This window comes from Enterococcus sp. DIV0901a (assembly GCF_051711525.1).
GTDB classification, from domain to species: Bacteria; Bacillota; Bacilli; order Lactobacillales; family Enterococcaceae; genus Enterococcus_B; species Enterococcus_B faecium.
Map to the genome: position 1 here is coordinate 316,749 of NZ_JBIOMW010000001.1, position 18,662 is coordinate 335,410.

Annotated in this window: 20 protein-coding genes and 2 pseudogenes; 21 read left to right on the top strand and 1 reads right to left on the bottom strand. The window is 37.8% G+C overall.

Going from position 1 to position 18,662, the window contains the following annotated elements:
• Positions 1-3 precede the first annotated feature (3 nt).
• Positions 4-597: a malonate decarboxylase holo-ACP synthase gene (locus tag IGL70_RS01540; protein ID WP_002287544.1), complete on the top strand. Its 594-nt coding sequence runs from the start codon at positions 4-6 to the stop codon at positions 595-597.
• A gap of 23 nt (positions 598-620) precedes the next feature.
• A pseudogene (locus tag IGL70_RS01545) lies at positions 621-821 on the top strand (acyltransferase); the annotation flags it as partial.
• A 9-nt stretch (positions 822-830) separates the two neighbouring features.
• Here IGL70_RS01545 and IGL70_RS01550 read toward each other — a convergent pair.
• Positions 831-1,790, bottom strand: coding sequence for an IS30 family transposase (locus IGL70_RS01550; protein WP_002336308.1), 960 nt, complete (start codon positions 1,788-1,790; stop codon positions 831-833).
• Positions 1,791-1,883: 93 nt separating this feature from the next.
• On the opposite strand from IGL70_RS01550, the pseudogene IGL70_RS01555 reads away from it, so the two are divergent.
• From IGL70_RS01555 to IGL70_RS01645, 19 genes and pseudogenes are all read left to right on the top strand, one after another.
• A pseudogene (locus tag IGL70_RS01555) lies at positions 1,884-2,771 on the top strand (acyltransferase family protein); the annotation flags it as partial.
• A 24-nt stretch (positions 2,772-2,795) separates the two neighbouring features.
• Entirely contained in the window at positions 2,796-3,665 is an 870-nt protein-coding gene (gene mdcB / locus IGL70_RS01560) for a triphosphoribosyl-dephospho-CoA synthase MdcB (RefSeq protein ID WP_104873768.1), read from the top strand.
• A 111-nt stretch (positions 3,666-3,776) separates the two neighbouring features.
• Entirely contained in the window at positions 3,777-4,541 is a 765-nt protein-coding gene (locus IGL70_RS01565; protein ID WP_104873769.1) for a TIM44-like domain-containing protein, read from the top strand.
• A gap of 373 nt (positions 4,542-4,914) precedes the next feature.
• On the top strand, positions 4,915-5,049 hold the full coding sequence (locus tag IGL70_RS01570) for a hypothetical protein (protein ID WP_002294705.1): 135 nt from the start codon (positions 4,915-4,917) through the stop codon (positions 5,047-5,049).
• Positions 5,030-7,123 carry a BglG family transcription antiterminator gene (locus tag IGL70_RS01575; protein ID WP_104873771.1) on the top strand — a complete coding sequence of 698 codons (2,094 nt, stop codon included), beginning with the start codon at positions 5,030-5,032 and terminating at the stop codon, positions 7,121-7,123. Before IGL70_RS01570 ends, IGL70_RS01575 begins: the two co-directional genes overlap by 20 nt.
• 24 nt (positions 7,124-7,147) lie before the next feature.
• The gene (locus IGL70_RS01580) at positions 7,148-7,450 is read left to right on the top strand and encodes a PTS sugar transporter subunit IIB (protein WP_002287534.1); all 303 of its coding nucleotides are present in this window, start codon (positions 7,148-7,150) and stop codon (positions 7,448-7,450) included.
• A 26-nt stretch (positions 7,451-7,476) separates the two neighbouring features.
• Positions 7,477-8,766 carry a PTS sugar transporter subunit IIC gene (locus IGL70_RS01585; protein ID WP_002294703.1) on the top strand — a complete coding sequence of 430 codons (1,290 nt, stop codon included), beginning with the start codon at positions 7,477-7,479 and terminating at the stop codon, positions 8,764-8,766.
• Between the two features lie 18 nt (positions 8,767-8,784).
• The gene (locus IGL70_RS01590; protein ID WP_002317515.1) at positions 8,785-9,192 is read left to right on the top strand and encodes a hypothetical protein; all 408 of its coding nucleotides are present in this window, start codon (positions 8,785-8,787) and stop codon (positions 9,190-9,192) included.
• Between the two features lie 22 nt (positions 9,193-9,214).
• Positions 9,215-10,084 (top strand): class II fructose-bisphosphate aldolase, encoded by an 870-nt coding sequence (locus tag IGL70_RS01595; RefSeq protein WP_002294699.1) that lies wholly within the window; start codon positions 9,215-9,217, stop codon positions 10,082-10,084.
• Position 10,085: 1 nt separating this feature from the next.
• A complete protein-coding gene (locus IGL70_RS01600) occupies positions 10,086-10,706 on the top strand; it encodes an AAA family ATPase (protein ID WP_002294697.1) in 621 nt (206 codons plus the stop codon).
• Positions 10,707-11,277: 571 nt separating this feature from the next.
• On the top strand, positions 11,278-11,883 hold the full coding sequence (locus tag IGL70_RS01605; protein WP_002325271.1) for an NUDIX hydrolase: 606 nt from the start codon (positions 11,278-11,280) through the stop codon (positions 11,881-11,883).
• Between the two features lie 133 nt (positions 11,884-12,016).
• Positions 12,017-12,469, top strand: coding sequence for a MarR family winged helix-turn-helix transcriptional regulator (locus IGL70_RS01610; protein WP_002294693.1), 453 nt, complete (start codon positions 12,017-12,019; stop codon positions 12,467-12,469).
• 36 nt (positions 12,470-12,505) lie between these two features.
• Entirely contained in the window at positions 12,506-13,003 is a 498-nt protein-coding gene (locus IGL70_RS01615; protein WP_002321138.1) for a GNAT family N-acetyltransferase, read from the top strand.
• A 17-nt stretch (positions 13,004-13,020) separates the two neighbouring features.
• Entirely contained in the window at positions 13,021-13,731 is a 711-nt protein-coding gene (locus tag IGL70_RS01620; RefSeq protein ID WP_002296773.1) for a B3/B4 domain-containing protein, read from the top strand.
• A 142-nt stretch (positions 13,732-13,873) separates the two neighbouring features.
• Entirely contained in the window at positions 13,874-14,296 is a 423-nt protein-coding gene (locus IGL70_RS01625; RefSeq protein ID WP_002349820.1) for a VOC family protein, read from the top strand.
• A 19-nt stretch (positions 14,297-14,315) separates the two neighbouring features.
• The gene (locus IGL70_RS01630; protein WP_104873772.1) at positions 14,316-14,540 is read left to right on the top strand and encodes a hypothetical protein; all 225 of its coding nucleotides are present in this window, start codon (positions 14,316-14,318) and stop codon (positions 14,538-14,540) included.
• Positions 14,541-14,784: 244 nt separating this feature from the next.
• Positions 14,785-16,098, top strand: coding sequence for an NCS2 family permease (locus IGL70_RS01635; protein ID WP_002328310.1), 1,314 nt, complete (start codon positions 14,785-14,787; stop codon positions 16,096-16,098).
• A gap of 327 nt (positions 16,099-16,425) precedes the next feature.
• Positions 16,426-18,063 carry a glycoside hydrolase family 13 protein gene (locus IGL70_RS01640; RefSeq protein WP_104873773.1) on the top strand — a complete coding sequence of 546 codons (1,638 nt, stop codon included), beginning with the start codon at positions 16,426-16,428 and terminating at the stop codon, positions 18,061-18,063.
• Positions 18,064-18,210: 147 nt separating this feature from the next.
• On the top strand, positions 18,211-18,645 hold the full coding sequence (locus IGL70_RS01645; RefSeq protein ID WP_010727275.1) for a MarR family winged helix-turn-helix transcriptional regulator: 435 nt from the start codon (positions 18,211-18,213) through the stop codon (positions 18,643-18,645).
• The last annotated feature ends 17 nt before the right edge of the window (positions 18,646-18,662 follow it).

An 18,662-nucleotide genomic window follows, 5' to 3' on the forward strand; every position in this document is an offset into this window, starting at 1 on the left:
AAAATGATTCAAGCACATGATATTGTCCTTTTTGATAAACATGAAATAGAAGGGTTCACCTTGCCTGAATGGGTCGTTCTAACTGAAAAGATGTTCGGAACAGTTCGTCGTGCGTCGACGGATCACGCAGAAATACTACCGATTGGTTTACGTGGACCTGCCCGCAATCAGAGATGGTCAACAGAAATCTCAAAACATGCCGTCAAACAAGTCATTCATCCGTGGGACATCATCGAACAAGAATCGTATAGACAAGAGAAAATCATGGATTATCCTGTTTATCAGCAATTTCATGCTGCTAGAAACATATTATCAGGATGTAAATGGGGAATCGGCGGCAGCTTAGGATTTGAATTATCGACTGGGATTCCGGCAGTAAAAGAAACCAGTGATTTTGATTTGCTGCTGTACGCAAATTCACCGATTGAATTGCCAATTCAGGTAATTCAATCGCATCCTGCTTTTTTTGAGCAATTCGATACCCAAGTAGTGACTCGGCAAGGCGGTTTTTCACTAAAAGAGTATTTGAGAGAGCCAGAGAAAAAAATTCTATTGAAAACAGTCGAAGGACCTAAATTAACCAAAGAACTTTGGTAATAAAGAAAAAGAGAGAGAAAGAGATGTTTGAAAACAAAAAAATCAAAATCAACGTAAGTGACTTCCAGAAAGTATCAGCTGTAACGGCTGTTATGATGCAAACGATATTGAGCTTTGCTTTGGCAAACAGCCACAGCGCAACAAATACAGCTTTTCTTGGTACCTTTTACGTCATCGTTAAATACACAGCACCAATGTTTATTTTTGCAATTGTTTATAATATGTCTTAATTGTCAAATTAAGTTAGACAGATCATCAATACTTACGTAACTCAAAAATACTTCCAAAGGTGTTCGATAATCCAGTGATTTTCTAGGAATATTATTTCGTTTAGATGCGACAGATTGAATAAAAAATTCATCTACTGAATTGAAATCCATAGATTTCAATAAACCATCTCTACGTAACAATCCGTTAGAATTCTCGTTTAGGCCTCTTTGAGACGGCGTTCCTGGATCAGCGAAATAAATGGCAATATCATTGACATTACTGATCTGTTTCCAATTTGAAAATTCCTTTCCACAATCAAAAGTGATGGATTTGAATAGGTTTTTCGGTACAGATTCAAACCATTGATTTAATTTTTTTTCAATATCAATCGCTTGTCTACCACACGGTTTCAATGTGATGATAACTTTTGATAATCGTTCAACTAAGGTAATTACAGCACTTTTATGTTTCAGACCTACGATAGTGTCACCTTCAAGGTGACCAAACTCATTTGAGAATTGGCTATAATCCTTTTCACGTTCATGAATAGAGCGGCGGAAAGTTTGTTTTCCACGTCTTTCTTGATGTCCATTCGGTTTACGCTTGCCTTTCATCGGTAAGTCAGAAGAATCAAATAGCCCCTTTTTGAACATACGATAAATGGTACGAGCAGAACAACTAATAGGAAACGCTGCACGACCAACAATCACATCGGGTGTCCATCCTTGAACAACCTTTCTTTGAATATATTCTGATTGTTCCTCGGGTAAAACAAGCGGACGTCTACCACAGTTTGATTTGTTTTTCTTATACTGTTGATAATATTCTAAGGCTGATTTTCCTTGCTTGAAGAACAGATATACTTTATGGATCGTTTGTCTTGAACGATTCAAGCAATGGGCAGTTTTAGCAACAGATTGATTAATTTTGAAATAAGACTCTATTATTACAAGTTCATCCGTTGTAAGATGGGTATAGGTCATTTGTACTCACTCCTTATAATTCTTTGGTCGGAACTATTTTGAGTGTAGCACAAATGACTTTTTTAGTTGTCTAGCTTAATTTTACAATCGGCGATGGTAAAAACAAGTCAGCATTTGTCTTATTGGGAATTTTTGAAAGAAAAGTTTTTTGAACTAGTCGTTCCGTATCTTCTATGGACGACGGCTTATCTTTGGCTATTTCCAGCAGTCCAACAACAAACTCCGTATACGGATACTGCAAGCTTTTTACTGAAATATGTCACAGGTGATGGAGCGCCTCATTTATGGTATACCGTTATGATGCTGCAGATCCAATTGTTCATGCCGTTTTTTGTTTGGCTCGGTTACAAAGTATTTGCTAATAAAAAATATGTATGGCCAGTATTGATTGGTTCAACGATTTTATATGTCGCATGGTATCTGTTCTATCAAACACAAGTATTGACTGGGCCTTATCATGACAGCTGGTACTTATTAGATCGGTTTGTTGCTAGTTTCATGATTTATGGGATTTATGGGGTAGCCGCATTTGTTTATCACGAAAAAGTCTATCAATATTTGGACAGAGTACGTTATCTTTTCTTACCTGTTGCCTTAGTTATCGCGTTCTTTTCTGTCCGTTCATTGCTCGCACATCCAGGAGACTTGAGCTTTGCGAATGCACCTTACTTGAATACGATCCAAAGTTTATACAGTTTAGTCATCATCTTTGCTGTCTTCATAGGCGCTTCCAAAATGATTGTAAACGATTCGCCAAAATTGCCATTGTTCAAATGGTTGTCTGTTTATGCTTATCGTACGTATTTAGCCAATGTATTTGTTTTCCAAGTACTGTTATTATTGTTTAAAGATAGTTGGCTGCAGTTACCTTCAGGAGTCATGATTCTTGTAGCTTATCTAATGACGGCAAGTTGTGCATTTGCTTTAAGCTGGTTACTTCATATCATTTGGGTAGCTATCAAAAAAGGTTTCAGCAAGTAATAGTAGGAAGAAGGAGTGAGTGTCATGATAAATGACGAACGAAAAAAAGCAGTGACTCAGCAACTCGCTGCGTTGGTAGAGGAAGCATTGATCGCAGAAGTAACATTAAGTCCAAAACCTGGATTAGTGGATGCACTGGATGCGGGTGCACATTCCGATATGGACTATGCTTTATTTCTTAAGTCTGCTAAGACGCTAACTCCTTTTTTTGAAGAAATGGCTCAAATAGCATGGCATCATGCTATTGATCAGGAGTTAAGAGAAAGAATTGCTGAGATTGGGCGAAAAGCGGAAAAGGCAATGCTGATTGCTACAAATGGCATCAATACCCATAAAGGAGCGATTTGGGCAATGGGGCTATTGATCAGTGTCATTGCACAAAAAATCAGTATGGAACAGCCTTTTTCTTTATCGAAAATACTTGATGATGTCAGCAAGCTTGCTGCTTTTCCTGATACAAAATATCGTCATAAAAAAACCACTCATGGTCATAGGGTGAAGCAAAAATATGGCGTAAATGGTGCATATGAAGAAGCGATATTAGGGTATCCGCATATCAGGCTTGCAATCCAAGCAGCTAAGGAGCTAGATAATGATTCATATGTACAGAAACAAATGCATATGTTGTTAGTTTTGATGAGTTCGCTAGATGACACATGCGTATTGCATCGCAGTGATCAGAAAACGTTAGTGGAAATGCAAAAACTTGCTCATGCTGCTAGTCAAAGTGCTTTACCAAATCGTCCATTTACAGCACTGTTGCACTTTTGTCAGGAAAACCAAATCTCTCCTGGAGGAAGCGCAGATCTCTTGTCTGCCAGCTTGTTCATGCTGAAGATAGAGGAATTATGGACTGCCGACACATACATCTGTCCGATATTACTCAATGACTAAATAAGTCAAAATTGCTAAAAAAAACAGTTTATGCATCTGGTTATTGACTCTTCCTTTTAGCAAGGCTATGATAAAAATAGTTTTTTGTAATAAAAGATAACGAGGAAGACAATGAAAAAAATCAATTATTTAGCAATCATTTTGTTAGTGGGCCTATGTTTGTTTGCTCTGCCGACCCAAGGATTCGCTGTCGCGGGTGGTCATGGTGGAGGTACATCTAGCGGTCGAAGTTCGGGCAGAAGTTCATTTGGCGGTCGTTCATATGGGGGCAGTTATTTTGGCAGTCGTTCTTACGGCAGAGATTCTTATGGGTATTATGGTCCAAGTACAGGTCCTTCTAGTTATGAGCAAACGGGATTTCTTGCATTAGCTGTTTTGTCAGTAGGAGGGGTTTCTGCTTTTTCTATCGTCAAGAATAAAAGACAAAAGAAAAGGCTGAAATCGGAGATATTGTCCCGCATGTCAGGAACGGCTAAAGAAAAGAAAGCACAGTTTTTGGAAATCCAAAAGATATTCATGAAGATCCAATCCGCTTGGGAAGAAGAAACTCCTGAAAAAGCCAGAAGCTGTTATACAGACAAGCTGTTTGCCGAACATCAGAAAGTTCTGCAAAAAAACAAAGCAGACGGTGTAAGAAATCATACTAAAAAAATAACTATTCAGGAAGTAGGAAATTATCGACAGATCCACGAAAATAGTTTTGCCATCCGAATTGATTTCAGATGCTGTGATTATTCAGTCGATCGAAAAGATGGGCGATTGATCTCAGGAAGTAAGACACAACGACAGTATTTTTCTCAGATATGGTATTTTGATTTTTCTGAGAAAGAAAAAAGATGGCAAGCCGATTTTATTCAACCGATTATGCTGGATTGACAGGAAATATTTATGAACGGAGTTGTGACAAAAGCCTTGTCGCAGCTCCTTTTTCTGAATAAACGGTGTTCCAGAGATAGCCTATCGGCAATAAGGCACGATTTTGTAAAATATGGGAAGCGATTTTTCAAAATCGCTTCTTATCGCTCAAGGCTGAACATCTCTGTCACAACCTCTCCACTAAATGGTGTTCAAAAGCTTGCATCTGCGATAATAAGAACAACCAAACGAAAAATAGGAAGCACTATTTTAGTTTGATTGTTCTTATTACTTGATGCAGGACAGCTTTTTCACAACCTCTTTTTTGTATAGATGGGCAAAATTTTTGTAATAATAGGCGTATGTCTTTTTCGTTGAGGAGATGAAAAAGCATATGGCTTATTTTTTGTTTGCTTTGCTTACTTTCTTTCCACTTCAAGTGGCAGAAATATCTACTTTTTATTATGTAAGCGGAACCATATACTTGAAATCAGAAGGAGATCATTTCTATGAAAACAAGAACAATTGAAATACTTCACAGAATCATGACAGCCCAATATCCAGTAAAAGCAAAACATCTAGCAAGTGAGTTCAATGTCAGTCAGCGGACGATTCGTCAGGAAGTTCTTGAAGCGAATATCTGGTTGAGCAGTAAAAAGCTTCCGGAGATCCGTACAATTCGCAACAAAGGTTTTTTGTTGAAGCTGGAAAAGGAAAAGCAAGCTCGATTAGAAACTGAAATAAAAGATGTGAAAGACGGCTTTTTGAATCGGCGCGAACGTATTTTTGATCTAGTTTTAGCCGTTGCTTACAGCCGAATCCCGATCCATCTAAACAAAAAAGAAGAAGAATTTCAAATCTCTAAAAGTACATTAGATGAAGATATGAGACGGTTACGAGCAACACTGGTCAGTTATGGGATAGAGATCGTCAGTTATGGAAAGCAAGGACTGGTTTATAAAGGTTCAGAACGATCTATCCGTACGATGATCTATGATTTTATCAATCAGAATCTGGGAATGACCGACTTCTTTATGAATCAAGATGCACAATTAACACCGGCTCAAAAAATCTTTCTCCATTATTTTCCTTTGGTGGAAATCAAAAAAATACAGGAGATCTATTCCAATAAGTTGTTGAAACAAGAAGATGATATTTATAAAAAACAAATCCTGCTTTTTACATTGATCTGGATCCAGCGAATCAGGAAACATGAATTTATCTCTGCCATTAATTGGAAAAATACAGAAATAAAAGACAGTAGCTTTTCTGCATTTATTGACCACATGATCGAGGAATTTCAATTGGACAATGTCCCGCAAGTAGAAAGAAATTATCTTCGTTTCACTATTGAGACGTTCAATGCTAGAGATATCTCCAATTCAATCGAGTGGGTACAAGCTCAATTACTAACGATCCAATTGATCCAATTTGTAGAGAACGAGACACACATACCTTTCCATCTAAAGGAAGAAGCTTTATTCGAAAATCTCTATAAGCACATGGCTGCACTGATTGTAAGAATCAAGAATCATATCCAAGTCATGAATCCATTGAAAGAAAACATCCGAACAAATTATTTCCCAATCTACCGCGCAGTCACTCATTTTGTTCCTACGATCGAAGAAGTAATTGGTGGCAAGATACTGGAGGACGAGATAGCTTTTCTTGTCATCCACTTTTCGACGATCGCCAGTGTAATCAAGCGAGACTTGAATTATGTTTATAAATCAGTCGTTGTCTGTAACCATGGGATGGCTACTGGAAATCTGTTAGCAGAGAATCTGAAAGAAAAGTTTCCTCAGATCGAGATTACTGCAGTTTTAAGTTCAAAAGAAATCGAATTAGTAGATAAATTGGATGTCAATCTGGTTTTCAGCACCTTTCAATTGAATTATCGAAATAAGCCGCTTTTAGTTGTCGATCCGATTTTAACTGAGACGAATATCTTGGTTATAGAAGACTTTTTGAAAAGAAATGAAGAACTACAGCGGTTAGAGCCTAACAGTCATGAATCGACGGAGTTATTCACTCAAATAATAGATGTCATGAAAGAAAGTGGTGGCCGAGTAGATCGAATCATCTATGGCAAGTTAGAAAAATTATTCGAAACAAACAATTTAGAAATCAACAAAAGGGAGATCCAGCCTATGTTAAAAGATATTTTGACGGACAGCAATATCATGATCAAAGAAAAAGCCACTACTTGGGAGGAATCGATTGAACTAGCTGCTAGACCATTGGTTAAAGAAAACATTGTCGAAGAGCGCTATGTCGAAGCGATGATTCGTGCAGTGAATGATTACGGACCGTATATCGTGATTGGCAAACACATGGCACTAGCCCATGCCCGACCAGAAGATGGGGTCAATAAGTTAGGAGTCAGCGTAGCTACGATTGAGCAACCAATCGATTTCGGTAATCCTGAAATGGATCCAGTAAAGATTATTTTTTGTTTGGCAGCAGTAGACTCCTACTCGCATCTGAACATCATGAAAGAACTAATTGAATTGATCAACAACGAAGAGAAGTTGGATCGATTGATTGAATGCACAAATATCGAAGATTTCAAACAACTGCTTTTTTCAGTAGTTGAGAAATAATAAATGATACGGGGGAGAACAAAGATGAACAAATTGAACATTTTATTCGTATGCGGTGCAGGTTTAGGAAGTAGTTTTGCAGCACAGATGTCTGCTGAGGATGTTTTGAACAAATTAGGAGTAGAAGCCAAACTGGACCATTGTGATATTTCTTCCGCAGTTTCCATGAAACCAGATGTGATCATCACAGCAGAAAATTTTCGTTCGCAGTTCGAAAAGTTCGCAGTTGATCCTAAAACGGCGATGATCTATTTGAAAAATATTGTTTCAAAAAATGAAATTGAAGAAAAAATCACCCCAGTTCTGCAAGATAAGGGAGTTATCTAAATACAAAAAGAAAAGAGGGTAAAAACATGGGCGTTATCAATTTTATCATCGAAAATATTTTGACTCAGGCATCGATCACCATTGCATTGATTGCTATGTTGGGTCTACTACTGCAGAAGAAATCAGCAGGACAAGTCATCTCTGGCACGTTAAAGACACTCCTAGGATTTCAAGTGTTGAGTGCCGGTTCGAGCATCATCGTTGGAAGTTTAACTTATTTCGGGAAAATCTTTACTGAAGGATTTCATATGCAAGGGATCATCCCTTCTATTGAATCTATCAATGGTCAAGCAATGAATGATTTGGGTTTAGGTAGAGATATTGCACTGACGTTCTTAGCCATTTTTGTATTCAATATTATTTTGGCTCGTTTCACAAAATGGAAGTACATTTTTTTAACTGGTCAAGCAATTTTATGGATGGCAACGATGACGACAGTCTTTGGCTATTTTGCCGGTCTGCGAGGGATCGTATTGATCTTGGTCGGTGGTTTTATCGGAGCTTGTTTCGCCATTGCTATGCCGGCAGTAGCGCAACCGATCATTCGTAAAATCACTGGATCAAATGATATTGCTTTAGGTCATTTTTGTACGATCGGGTACTTATTTGAAGCCGGTGTTGCTAAGCTTTTTGGTGAGAAAGGCGAAAATAAAAAGTCGATCGAAGATATCAAGTTGCCGACACATTTCGAATTTCTGCAAGATACTTATTTGTCTGTCATGGTCGTGATGGTCCCGCTATATATCATCACTGTTTTATTTGCAGGCGAACCATTCGCTTCTGAATTATCAGGAGATCAAAACTATATCATGTTTGCCTTTTTACAAGCCATCCAATTCGTAGTGGGTGTGTATGTATTGCTAGCTGGTGTACGTCTACTGTTAGGTGAAATCGTGCCGGCATTTCGAGGGATAGCTATGAAATTAGTTCCTGATGCGATCCCTGCCTTAGATTGTCCAGTTTTCTTTCCTTATAGCCCAAATGCCGTCATTTTAGGTTTCATTACGACAACGATTGGTACGATTATTGCCATGTTTACTTTGCCCATGTTCGGCTTAGCGATGATTTTACCTGGTATGCTAACCAATTTCTTTGCCGGAGGGACAGCAGGGATATTTGGCAACGCAGTTGGCGGACGCCGAGGAGCGATCATTGGCGGTATTGCTCATGGTTTCTTTATTACATTATTGCCCGCTTTGCTAGTAACGATCTTTAATTCGATGGGATTCATCAATGCTACAGCAACCGATGTAGATACAGTAGCCGCAGCACTCTTATATGCCTGGATCTTAAGCCCAGTTTTGAAAGCATTTTAATTGAAAGTAGGGAAAATGATGTTTGGATTTTTTAAGAAAAAAGAAAAAGAACCGAAAAAAGTTCTGGCAAAAGAAGAAAAAGCCCTATCGCCAGAAGCGACCGAAAAGATTCAATCAGAGATTACACAATTGAAACAAGAGATTTCCACTACCCAAGATAGGCATAAATTAGCGGAACTTTATGAACAAGTTGGACTTAAATTTTCTGAATTGCATGAGAACGATCAAGCCATCCAATATTTAGAAAAGAGCTTGGAAAATAAACAGACGATCGGAGATGGGTATAAAAAACTGATGAGCCTCTATAACCAGAAGCGTGCAGATGCTGCTCGTGCTGGTGATGATCAAGGGATCGATTACTACATGGGCAAAATGGATGAGATGCGACAAATTGCAAAACAAGTAACGATCAAAGGAAACAAATAAAAAGATAAGGTGGCAATAAAAGATGTATACAACATTGAAAGAAGTAACAAAAACAGCAGAAGAGTTGAATTTTACAGTTGGAGCTTTTAATACGCATAACCTAGAAATGCTTCCTGCCATGCTAGGCGCAGCAAAAGAAATGGGTTCGCCAATCATTATTCAAACAAGTGTCGATACCGCTAAATATATCGGCATGCATGTGTTAGTCAATGTAATGACAGCTATTGCAGAAGAAGAAATGGTTGATGCAGTCTTGCACTTAGACCACGCCCGAGACTTTGATGATATCAAAGAAGCAATCGACAGCGGATATACTTCTGTCATGTATGATGGGTCCCATCTGCCTTTCAAAGAAAATATCCTGAAGACAAAAGCAGTAGTAGAATATGCCCATGCGCACGGTGTTTCCGTAGAAGGAGAACTTGGAACAATCGGCGGTACAGAAGAAGGAATCCATGTCGCTGAAAATGACAAGGTATATACAAGACCGGAAGACGCAGTGAAATTTGTAGAAGCTACAGGCGTGGATGCATTAGCTATTGCTATCGGTACGAATCATGGACAATTCAAATCAAAAACAGAAGTAAACATTCCCTTGCTGAAAGAAATCGATGCAGTAGTTGATGTCCCCCTAGTTATCCATGGAGGAACAGGTGTGAAAGAAGAAGATTATCCTGAATTGATCAATAACGGGATCCGCAAATTCAATGTTGGAACGGAGCTTTTAGTCAACTGGACGAAAGTAGCTAAAGAAACCTTTAGTGAAACAGAAATCAACAAGTCTCTTCGCCATAATGTGATTCCAGCAAATGAAGCAGTAAAAGAAATTGTCAAGCATAAGATTGGACTGTTTATGAACTTGGAAAGTCCAATTAACTTAGGAAATAAATGAGATGAAAAAGTATTTCATTCTTCTGGCTGGTAGTCCTGGTACAGGAAAAACATATCTTATGAATAAACTACGGGAACGATTTCCAGATATGTATGCCATCACGCTCGATGAAATCAAGGAATACTATGCAGAATCCATCGGGTTTAACAATTTGGAAGAACGGGCGGAACAAGAAAGGACGAAAGTTTATCCTTTCTATTACAAAGCACTTGATTTGTATATGGAAGCAGGAAAGAAAGTGATTGTGTCCGAGTATCCTTTTAGTGATAAGCAAAAAGCACGACTCCAAGAATTAGCAGATAGATACGGATATCAGGTGATCACGATTCGCCTAACAGCAGACTTTGAAGTGTTATGGCAACGTCGGTACAAACGTGATCGTGAATCAGATCGTCATTTGAGCTATATCATGGATCATTATCACTATGGTGACGTATTGGAAGATCGAACGAAAGGGACCAATCATATTACGAAAGAAGCATTCAAAAAGATCATCGCCGACCGAAAATATGACAAATTCCAGTTAGGAACACTATATGAATTTGATGTAACAGACTATACTCAAGTGGATTACACTCCACTATTGGATAAATTAGAAAAAGAAATCAATGACAATAAGTAACAAAGAAATGGCTTAATATCGAAAAATTGGCTTTTGAACGCCGTTTACCGAGAGATCGTGAGCCTGTCGTTCAGCTCCGAGTCACAAGGAGCAATTTCAAAAAAACAGCTTCTCATGTTTGATGAATATTGTGACTTGTGACTGAGGCGTTGGTAGGAGAACACCGTTTAAGGAAGAGGTTGTGAAGTCAGTGTTTTAATATGAGTATTCACTAAAAAAACGGCAAAATAGCTCCTCATATTTTGCCGTTTTTTTAGTGAATACCGAGCATCAGCTGATTGAACACCGTTTAGTGGGGAGGTTGTGAAAAAGCTGTCCTGCCTCAATTAATAAGAACAGCCAAACAAGAATAGCTCGTCATATTTTTCGTTTGGTTGGGCTTATTACCGCAGATGCAAGCTTTTGAACGCCATTTATTCACAGCCCCAGAGAAGTCGAATGTCTTTTGTTCTCGAGTTTTTTAACATTCTTTTATTTATTGCAGATTTCATTATATTTATTTGCCGTAATTAAACCAGTCTTCTATACTTGATTACATAGTCATACATTTGCTAAAAAAGAAGGGAAGAGAATGAACAAGAAGTTGGCTCAATACAAAAGACTACTCGCACTTTCTCAAGCTGGTCTATATTATGGAAAAGATGTATTTGATAAAGAGCGTTTTGAGGAGATCCGGACGATTTCATTGGAACTGATCAGTGAAATAGGAAAAGAAACTTTCGAAGAAATAAAAGCGCTCACAACGATTGGAGAAGGACATCCAACACCAAAAGTAGATGTTCGTGCCTATATCAAAAAAGATGGCAAGGTCCTACTAATCGAAGATAAACGGGCGAAAGAATGGTCACTTCCTGGTGGATTTGCTGAAATAGGATTGTCTCCTGAAGAAAATGTGCGTAAAGAAGTCTATGAAGAAACAGGATTAACAGTAGAAACTACTCAGTTGCGAGCAGTTTTTGATACGAATAAACAAAAAGATATTCCACAGCTTTTTCAGTATTATAAACTTGTTTTTGCTTGTGCGATCCACGGTGAAGAGGCCAAGTTTATTGAGAATAATGAAACTTCCAACATGGGATTTTTTAGTATAGAAGAGTTGCCAAAGCTATCAGAAAAGCGAACAACGAAGAAACAGTTACTTATTTTAGAAAACAAAAACCAGATCTATTGTGATTGAGCTTTTTCGTAAAAGAAGAAAAGAATATACTTTACTAGTTATTAAAAAAGAACTTGATTTTTTATTGAAAATAGTTGCATTTGCAACAAAAAGAGGTAAACTAGTCTTACAAACAAAATAAAGGTGGGATGAAATGGCTGAAATCCTTCGAGACATCGGAATGATTGCCCGAGCGCTAGATTCTATCAGCAATATCGAATTCAAAGAAGTCGATTTAACAAGAGGACAGTATCTTTATTTAGTACGTATTTGCGAAAATCCTGGAATCATCCAAGAAAAACTAGCAGAAATGATCAAAGTAGATCGTACAACGACTGCCCGAGCAATCAAGAAATTAGAATCCAATGGGATGATCGAACGTTTGGAAGATAAAGAAAATAAAAAAATCAAGAAACTCTATCCGACTAAAAAAGGAGCAGAAATCTATCCTTTCATCATTCGAGAAAACAACTACTCCAATGCAGTCGCATTAAATGGTCTTTCTGACGAAGAAGCAAAACAATTGGAATATCTTTTAAATAAAGTATGCAAGAATGTTAGCGAAGATTGGAATTTTGTCAAAAAAGGCAATAAAAGGATCTATTGAAAGGAAGAAGCCGTGAATAAATACGAAATTCGAAAAATGACGCCTTCAGATGTAGACTTACTACAACAAATTAGTATCGAAACATTTACAGATACATTTGGAAAAGATAATTCACCGGAGCATTTAGCTGATTACTTGACACAAGCTTATGCACTAGAAAAACTTACAGAAGAGCTAAAAGATAAAGAAACCGATTTTTTCCTAGTGAGTATCGATCAAGAGCCTGCGGGTTACCTGAAACTAAATACAGGAACGAGTCAATCTGAGGAAATGGCTGATCATTTTTTAGAAATCGAGCGAATCTATGTACGAAAAAAATTTAAACATCAAGGTATCGGTACATTTTTACTAGATACAGCTATTGAAAAAGCAAAAGAAAAGCAAAAAACAGCCATTTGGCTCGGTGTTTGGGAACACAACGATGTTGCGCTCGCTTTTTATCGTAAAAAAGGATTTATCAAATACAGCGAACATGTTTTTTATATGGGAGATGATCCCCAAACAGACTATCTATTCATCAAGCAATTATTCTAATCAAGAGGTGTGAACATATGAAAAAAGTAATAGTGGATACCAATTTCTGGGAAGTATTTCCTGAAGCAACCATCGAAATCTTATCCGTAAATGGTATCGATAACCACGTAACAAAAGAAAGTGAAGAAACGTATCATCAATTATTGAATGAGGCAGCAAAAGAAGCAAGAAATTACCTTACAGAAGAAACATTCAGCCAAAACGAAGTCATTGCTCAGTGGCGTCAGGCATTTACCACATTCAAGACTAAAAAAGGTGCACGTTCTTCTATTGAAGCTTTACTGAAACGTGCAAATCAAGAACGGGAATTTTTCCCAATCAATCCGCTTGTAGATATCTATAATAGTATTTCCTTGTCTTTTGGCGTACCTTGCGGCGGAGAAGATATCGAAAAGATCGCAGGAAATCTGCATTTAGGAAAAGCCCAAGGTGGCGAATCATTCCTGCCTTTAGGTGCAGATTCCGATGCTCCGGCACTTCCGGAAGAAATCATCTACTATGATGAACAAGGAGCGATCTGTCGCTGTCTCAACTGGCGTGAAGCCCAAAGAACGATGCTGACGGAAGAAACACAAGCAGCGGTGCTGGTCATTGAATCCATCAATGCTGAACAAGCGGCACGTGGCGCACAGGCAATCGAAGCGTTGAAGGAAAAAATCGATCAAACATTTGGCGTAACTAGTGTTAGACACACACTAACCAAAGATGAATCAGAAGCAGAATTATAAAAGAATCGAAAAAAGAAGAGCGGCATTCATTGCCGTTTTTTTTTTTGTAAAAAAAGTTTGTGGAGGAAAGCAACCCTAGAAACTATTGCTTTATTTTTCTTGAATAGTATCAAACACAAGGTGTTTGCGCTTTCGTGATATAATGGAATCAGTTTATAGACAGGAAAGAAAATCAAATAGAAAGAAGGGTCAAACGATGATACAAAAAACACGTGTGATGCTTTATGTCAATGACGTAGAGATGATTTGCCGATTCTTTGTAGAAAAAATTGGTGCAGAAATTTCTGAAACAATCGAATTGCCAGAAGAATTTAAGAGTATTGTACTCAGCATCTCAAAAGAATTAGAATTAGGCGTATTCCCAAAAGTATTTGTGCAGAAGTTTTCACCAGAGGTATTAGGACCACCGCCTTCTTTAGTATTTTTTACGGATGAATTTGAAACTATCTACGAGAACATGGAAGAACCAGGAGAAATCACAGACAACAATGGCGTCTTGACTTTCAATTTTTCGGACCCTGAAGGCAATTATTTTGTTATAGGAAAAGCTGAGTCGTCTGATTGAATAAAAAGGAGGAGAAACAGTGGATCTAATGGGAAGATTAGAAGGTTATTTGAAGTATCGGCGAGCAAAACATAGTGAGAAGCTTCGAGCAAAGAATCTCAAATCAGGAAAAAAGAAGACAAAAGGCTGGGGAAAAATGGTCGATACAGGTTTTGGCGGACTAAATAATCTGAATCCTGTCGATACAAAAGAATTCATCAAAGAAGAAAAGAAACGAAATGGTAAAATCAAATCACACTATTGATTTTTGAGACTAGAATGAAGAAACTTTATTAACACAATAAAGAAATTATTGTAATCCAAAGTGAATGTTCATAAACTTTGAGATAAAGGGATTTAATCAGATGGAACGTTCGGATTTTGCTTAAAATCCGAATTTTTTGTTTACTTATGTTTTGTTTTAGTATATGATAAAACACGTTGTTTTATTAATAAATCGAAATTTTAACGGACTTTATTTATAATGTTCGGATTTAGGGGGATGGAAGATGAAGGAAAAAATACTTTCCTACTTCGAAATAGAAAAATTGAACACCACGGTAAAACGTGAGGTACTGGCAGGATTTACAACATTTATCTCGATGGCTTATATCTTATTTGTAAATCCAACTGTATTAGGTGCTTCTGGAATGGATGAAGGAGCAGTGTTTACTGCGACTGCATTAGCCAGTGCGATCGGCTGTATTTTAATGGGGGTATTAGCCCGTTATCCAATTGGAACGGCACCTGCTCTTGGGATCAATGCTTTTTTTGCTTATTCTGTTTGTTTAGGAATGGGGATTCCATGGGAAACAGCATTAGCCGGCGTATTCGTTGCTTCTTTGATTTTTATTTTGATCACAATCTTCAAGCTGCGGGAAATGATCATTGATGCGATCCCAGCAGATTTGAAATATGCGATTTCTGGCGGTATCGGTCTATTTATTGCTTTCCTTGGTCTGAGCGAAGGTGGGATCATCGTTTCGAATGAATCTACATTAGTAGGATTAGGATCACTCAACGTTGGTTCTACTTGGTTGACGATTTTTGGATTAGTCGTAACTGCTATCTTGCTTGTTCGGCGTGTACCAGGTGGCATCTTCATCGGGATGGCAGCTACAACGATTTTAGGTCTGGTCACAGGTTTGATTCCAATGCCTTCTGAAATTGTTGCCGCAGCACCAAGTTTGAAACCAACATTTTTAGTTGCATTAAAACATGTAGGGGACATCAATTCTCTTCAAATGTGGGTCGTAGTGCTGACATTCTTACTTGTGACTTTCTTTGATACAGCAGGAACTTTAGTTGGATTAGCAAACCAAGCAGGTTTCATGAAAGACAACAAGATGCCTCGTGTAGGGAAAGCTTTAGCTTCTGATTCAACAGCTATGCTTGCGGGTTCCTTATTAGGTACTTCTCCTGTTGGTGCATTTGTAGAATCATCAGCTGGTATCGCCGTTGGAGGACGTTCAGGTATCACAGCTATTACTACAGGGATTTTCTTCTTGTTAGGCTTGTTCTTTTCTCCATTACTATCAGTTGTTACTTCACAAGTAACTGCACCAGCATTGATTATGGTAGGAGTATTGATGGCACAATCTTTGCGACAAATCGAATGGGGAAACTTAGAGATTGCGATCCCTTCATTCTTGATCTTGATCGGCATGCCTTTGACTTATAGCATTTCAGATGGGATTGCATTAGGTTTTATCTTCTATCCAATTACCATGTTAGCAGCTAAAAGAGGAAAAGAAGTATCTCCAATCATGTATGGTCTGTTCTTTGTATTCGTGGGATTCATGTGGATATTGAATGTGAAATAAAGAGGTTGTGAAATCAGTGTTCTGGCCTGAGTATTAGAGAAACAAACGAAAAAATAGTTCCTCATATTTTGCCGTTTTTTGAGCTAATACCGAGGGTCAGCTGAGTGAACACCGTTTATAAAGAAGTTGTGAAATCAGCATTCTTCCCTGCATAAATCAATCCTTTCAAAAAACAGTTGAGGGAATTTCCTCAGCTGTTTTTTTGTTTTATTCTGTTACCGATAACAAGGTGCAATAGCTATTTGAAAGCGTTACAATTTTTAGTGAGAGAGACTAAAATAAATGATTAAGCAAAAAATAGAAACATCCATTTATAGGAGGAAAATCATGGAACAAAAATGGTGGCACCATTCAGTTGTTTATCAAATCTATCCAAGAAGTTTTCAAGATTCAAATCAAGATGGTATTGGAGATTTGCGGGGGATTATTTCCAGGTTGGATTATCTGGCGTATTTAGGTATTGATGCAATTTGGCTTTCTCCAGTATACGAGTCTCCGAATGATGACAATGGGTATGATATCAGTAATTATCAAGCAATCATGGCAGAATTCGGTACGATGGAAGAAATGGAAGAACTGATTGAAGAAGCAAAGAAAAGAAATATCCGTATCATCATGGATCTGGTGGTGAATCATACTTCTGATGAACATCCGTGGTTCATTGAGGCCCGTAAAAATAAAGAAAATCCTTATCGGGACTATTATATTTGGCGTGATCCGGTCAATGGAAAAGAGCCTAATAGATTGCGCTCAATATTCAGTGGTTCTGCTTGGCAGTTGGATGAAAAAACGGGGCAATATTTTCTGCACTTGTATAGCAAGCGTCAACCTGATTTGAATTGGAAAAATAAACAGGTTCGCCAAGAGATTTATCAAATGATGAATTTCTGGATCGATAAAGGTATTGGTGGCTTTCGTATGGACGTGATCGATATGATTGGCAAAGAACCGGATAAAGAAATCACAAGTAATGGACCTAAACTGCATGAGTATCTTCAGGAAATGAATCAAGCAACTTTTGGTGACAAAAATCTGATGACTGTTGGCGAAACATGGGGAGCAACTACCGAAATCGCTAAACTTTATTCCAATCCTAAAAGAAATGAATTATCCATGGTCTTCCAATTCGAACACATAGGATTAGATCAGCAAGAAGGCAAAGACAAATGGGATTTGAAACCCTTGAGTATCTCTGAACTGAAAAAAGTATTATCCAAATGGCAAACATCTTTAGGTGATGAAGGATGGAATAGTTTATTTTGGAATAATCACGATCTTCCGCGAATTGTTTCTCGTTGGGGAAATGACGATGTGTATCGAAAAGAAAGTGCCAAGATGTTTGCTATCTTGCTTCATATGATGAAAGGTACTCCTTATATCTATCAAGGAGAAGAATTAGGCATGACGAATTGCCCAATTGATGATATCGCGGAAGCAAAAGATATTGAGACAATCAATATGTATAACGAAAGGATTTCTTCTGAATTTACAAAAGAGGAAATCTTGGAATCAATCAATGCGAAAGGAAGAGACAATGCTAGGACGCCTATGCAATGGAACGCCCGTGAACATGCTGGGTTTACTACTGGAATTCCATGGCTTCGAGTCAACCCAAATTATAAAGAAATCAATGCAGAAGAAGCGTTAGCAGATCAAGATTCTGTTTTTTATATGTACAAGAAATTGATCGATTTGCGTAGAAAACATGACATCATCGTCTGGGGAGACTATGAATTAGTAGAAGAGACGCCAGAGCATGTCTTTGCCTATTCTCGCATATATGAAGATCAGCGATGGCTCGTTGTTTGCAATATGTCCAGTGAAAAACAGGTGTTCACTGTTCCATGTGAAGCTTTAAGGATTATTGTGTCAAATTATCCTCTGAAACAGTTACCAGACGGCAAAGTCGAGTTACGACCATATGAAGCATTTGTGGTGGAAGTAAATAAAGAAAAGCTTATTTGATTGAAACGTATTACAGAGAGGTTGTGACACATTTTTTGTCACAACTTCTTTTTCTCAAAACTAAACAGAGGAGGCGGACATTATTACGAGTTTTTTGACAAAAAATAAAAATCATACTATGATATGTACGCCAATGGAGGGGATGAAATGGAAAAGCCAATTGAAAAAGCGTTAGATGAATGTCTTTTCTTTAGCGTGAAAAAGCTAGATCGCATGTTGAATAAATTAGCTGATGAAGCGTTTAGAAGGACAGGTCTGGCACCAACTTATGGTTTTATTTTATTGATATTAAAAGAAAAAGACGGAATACCACAAAAAGATATTGCACAAATGCTCTATTCCGCCCCATCAACGATTGCTCGTTTTGTTGAAAAATTAGAATATAAAGGATACGTCAAAACAGTTAGCGAAGGTCGCTTGTCATTAGTTTATCTTACAGAAAAAGGACGCCAATTTGCTAAGGAAGTCGATGGTAGCTGGGAAGAACTTCATCAGTCATACAAAGCAGTTTTGGGAAATGAAGCAAGTAAAGAATTAGCCCAGACAATGAATGATGCAACAGATAAGTTACAAAAAAAATAAAATTTTTTAAGCAAATT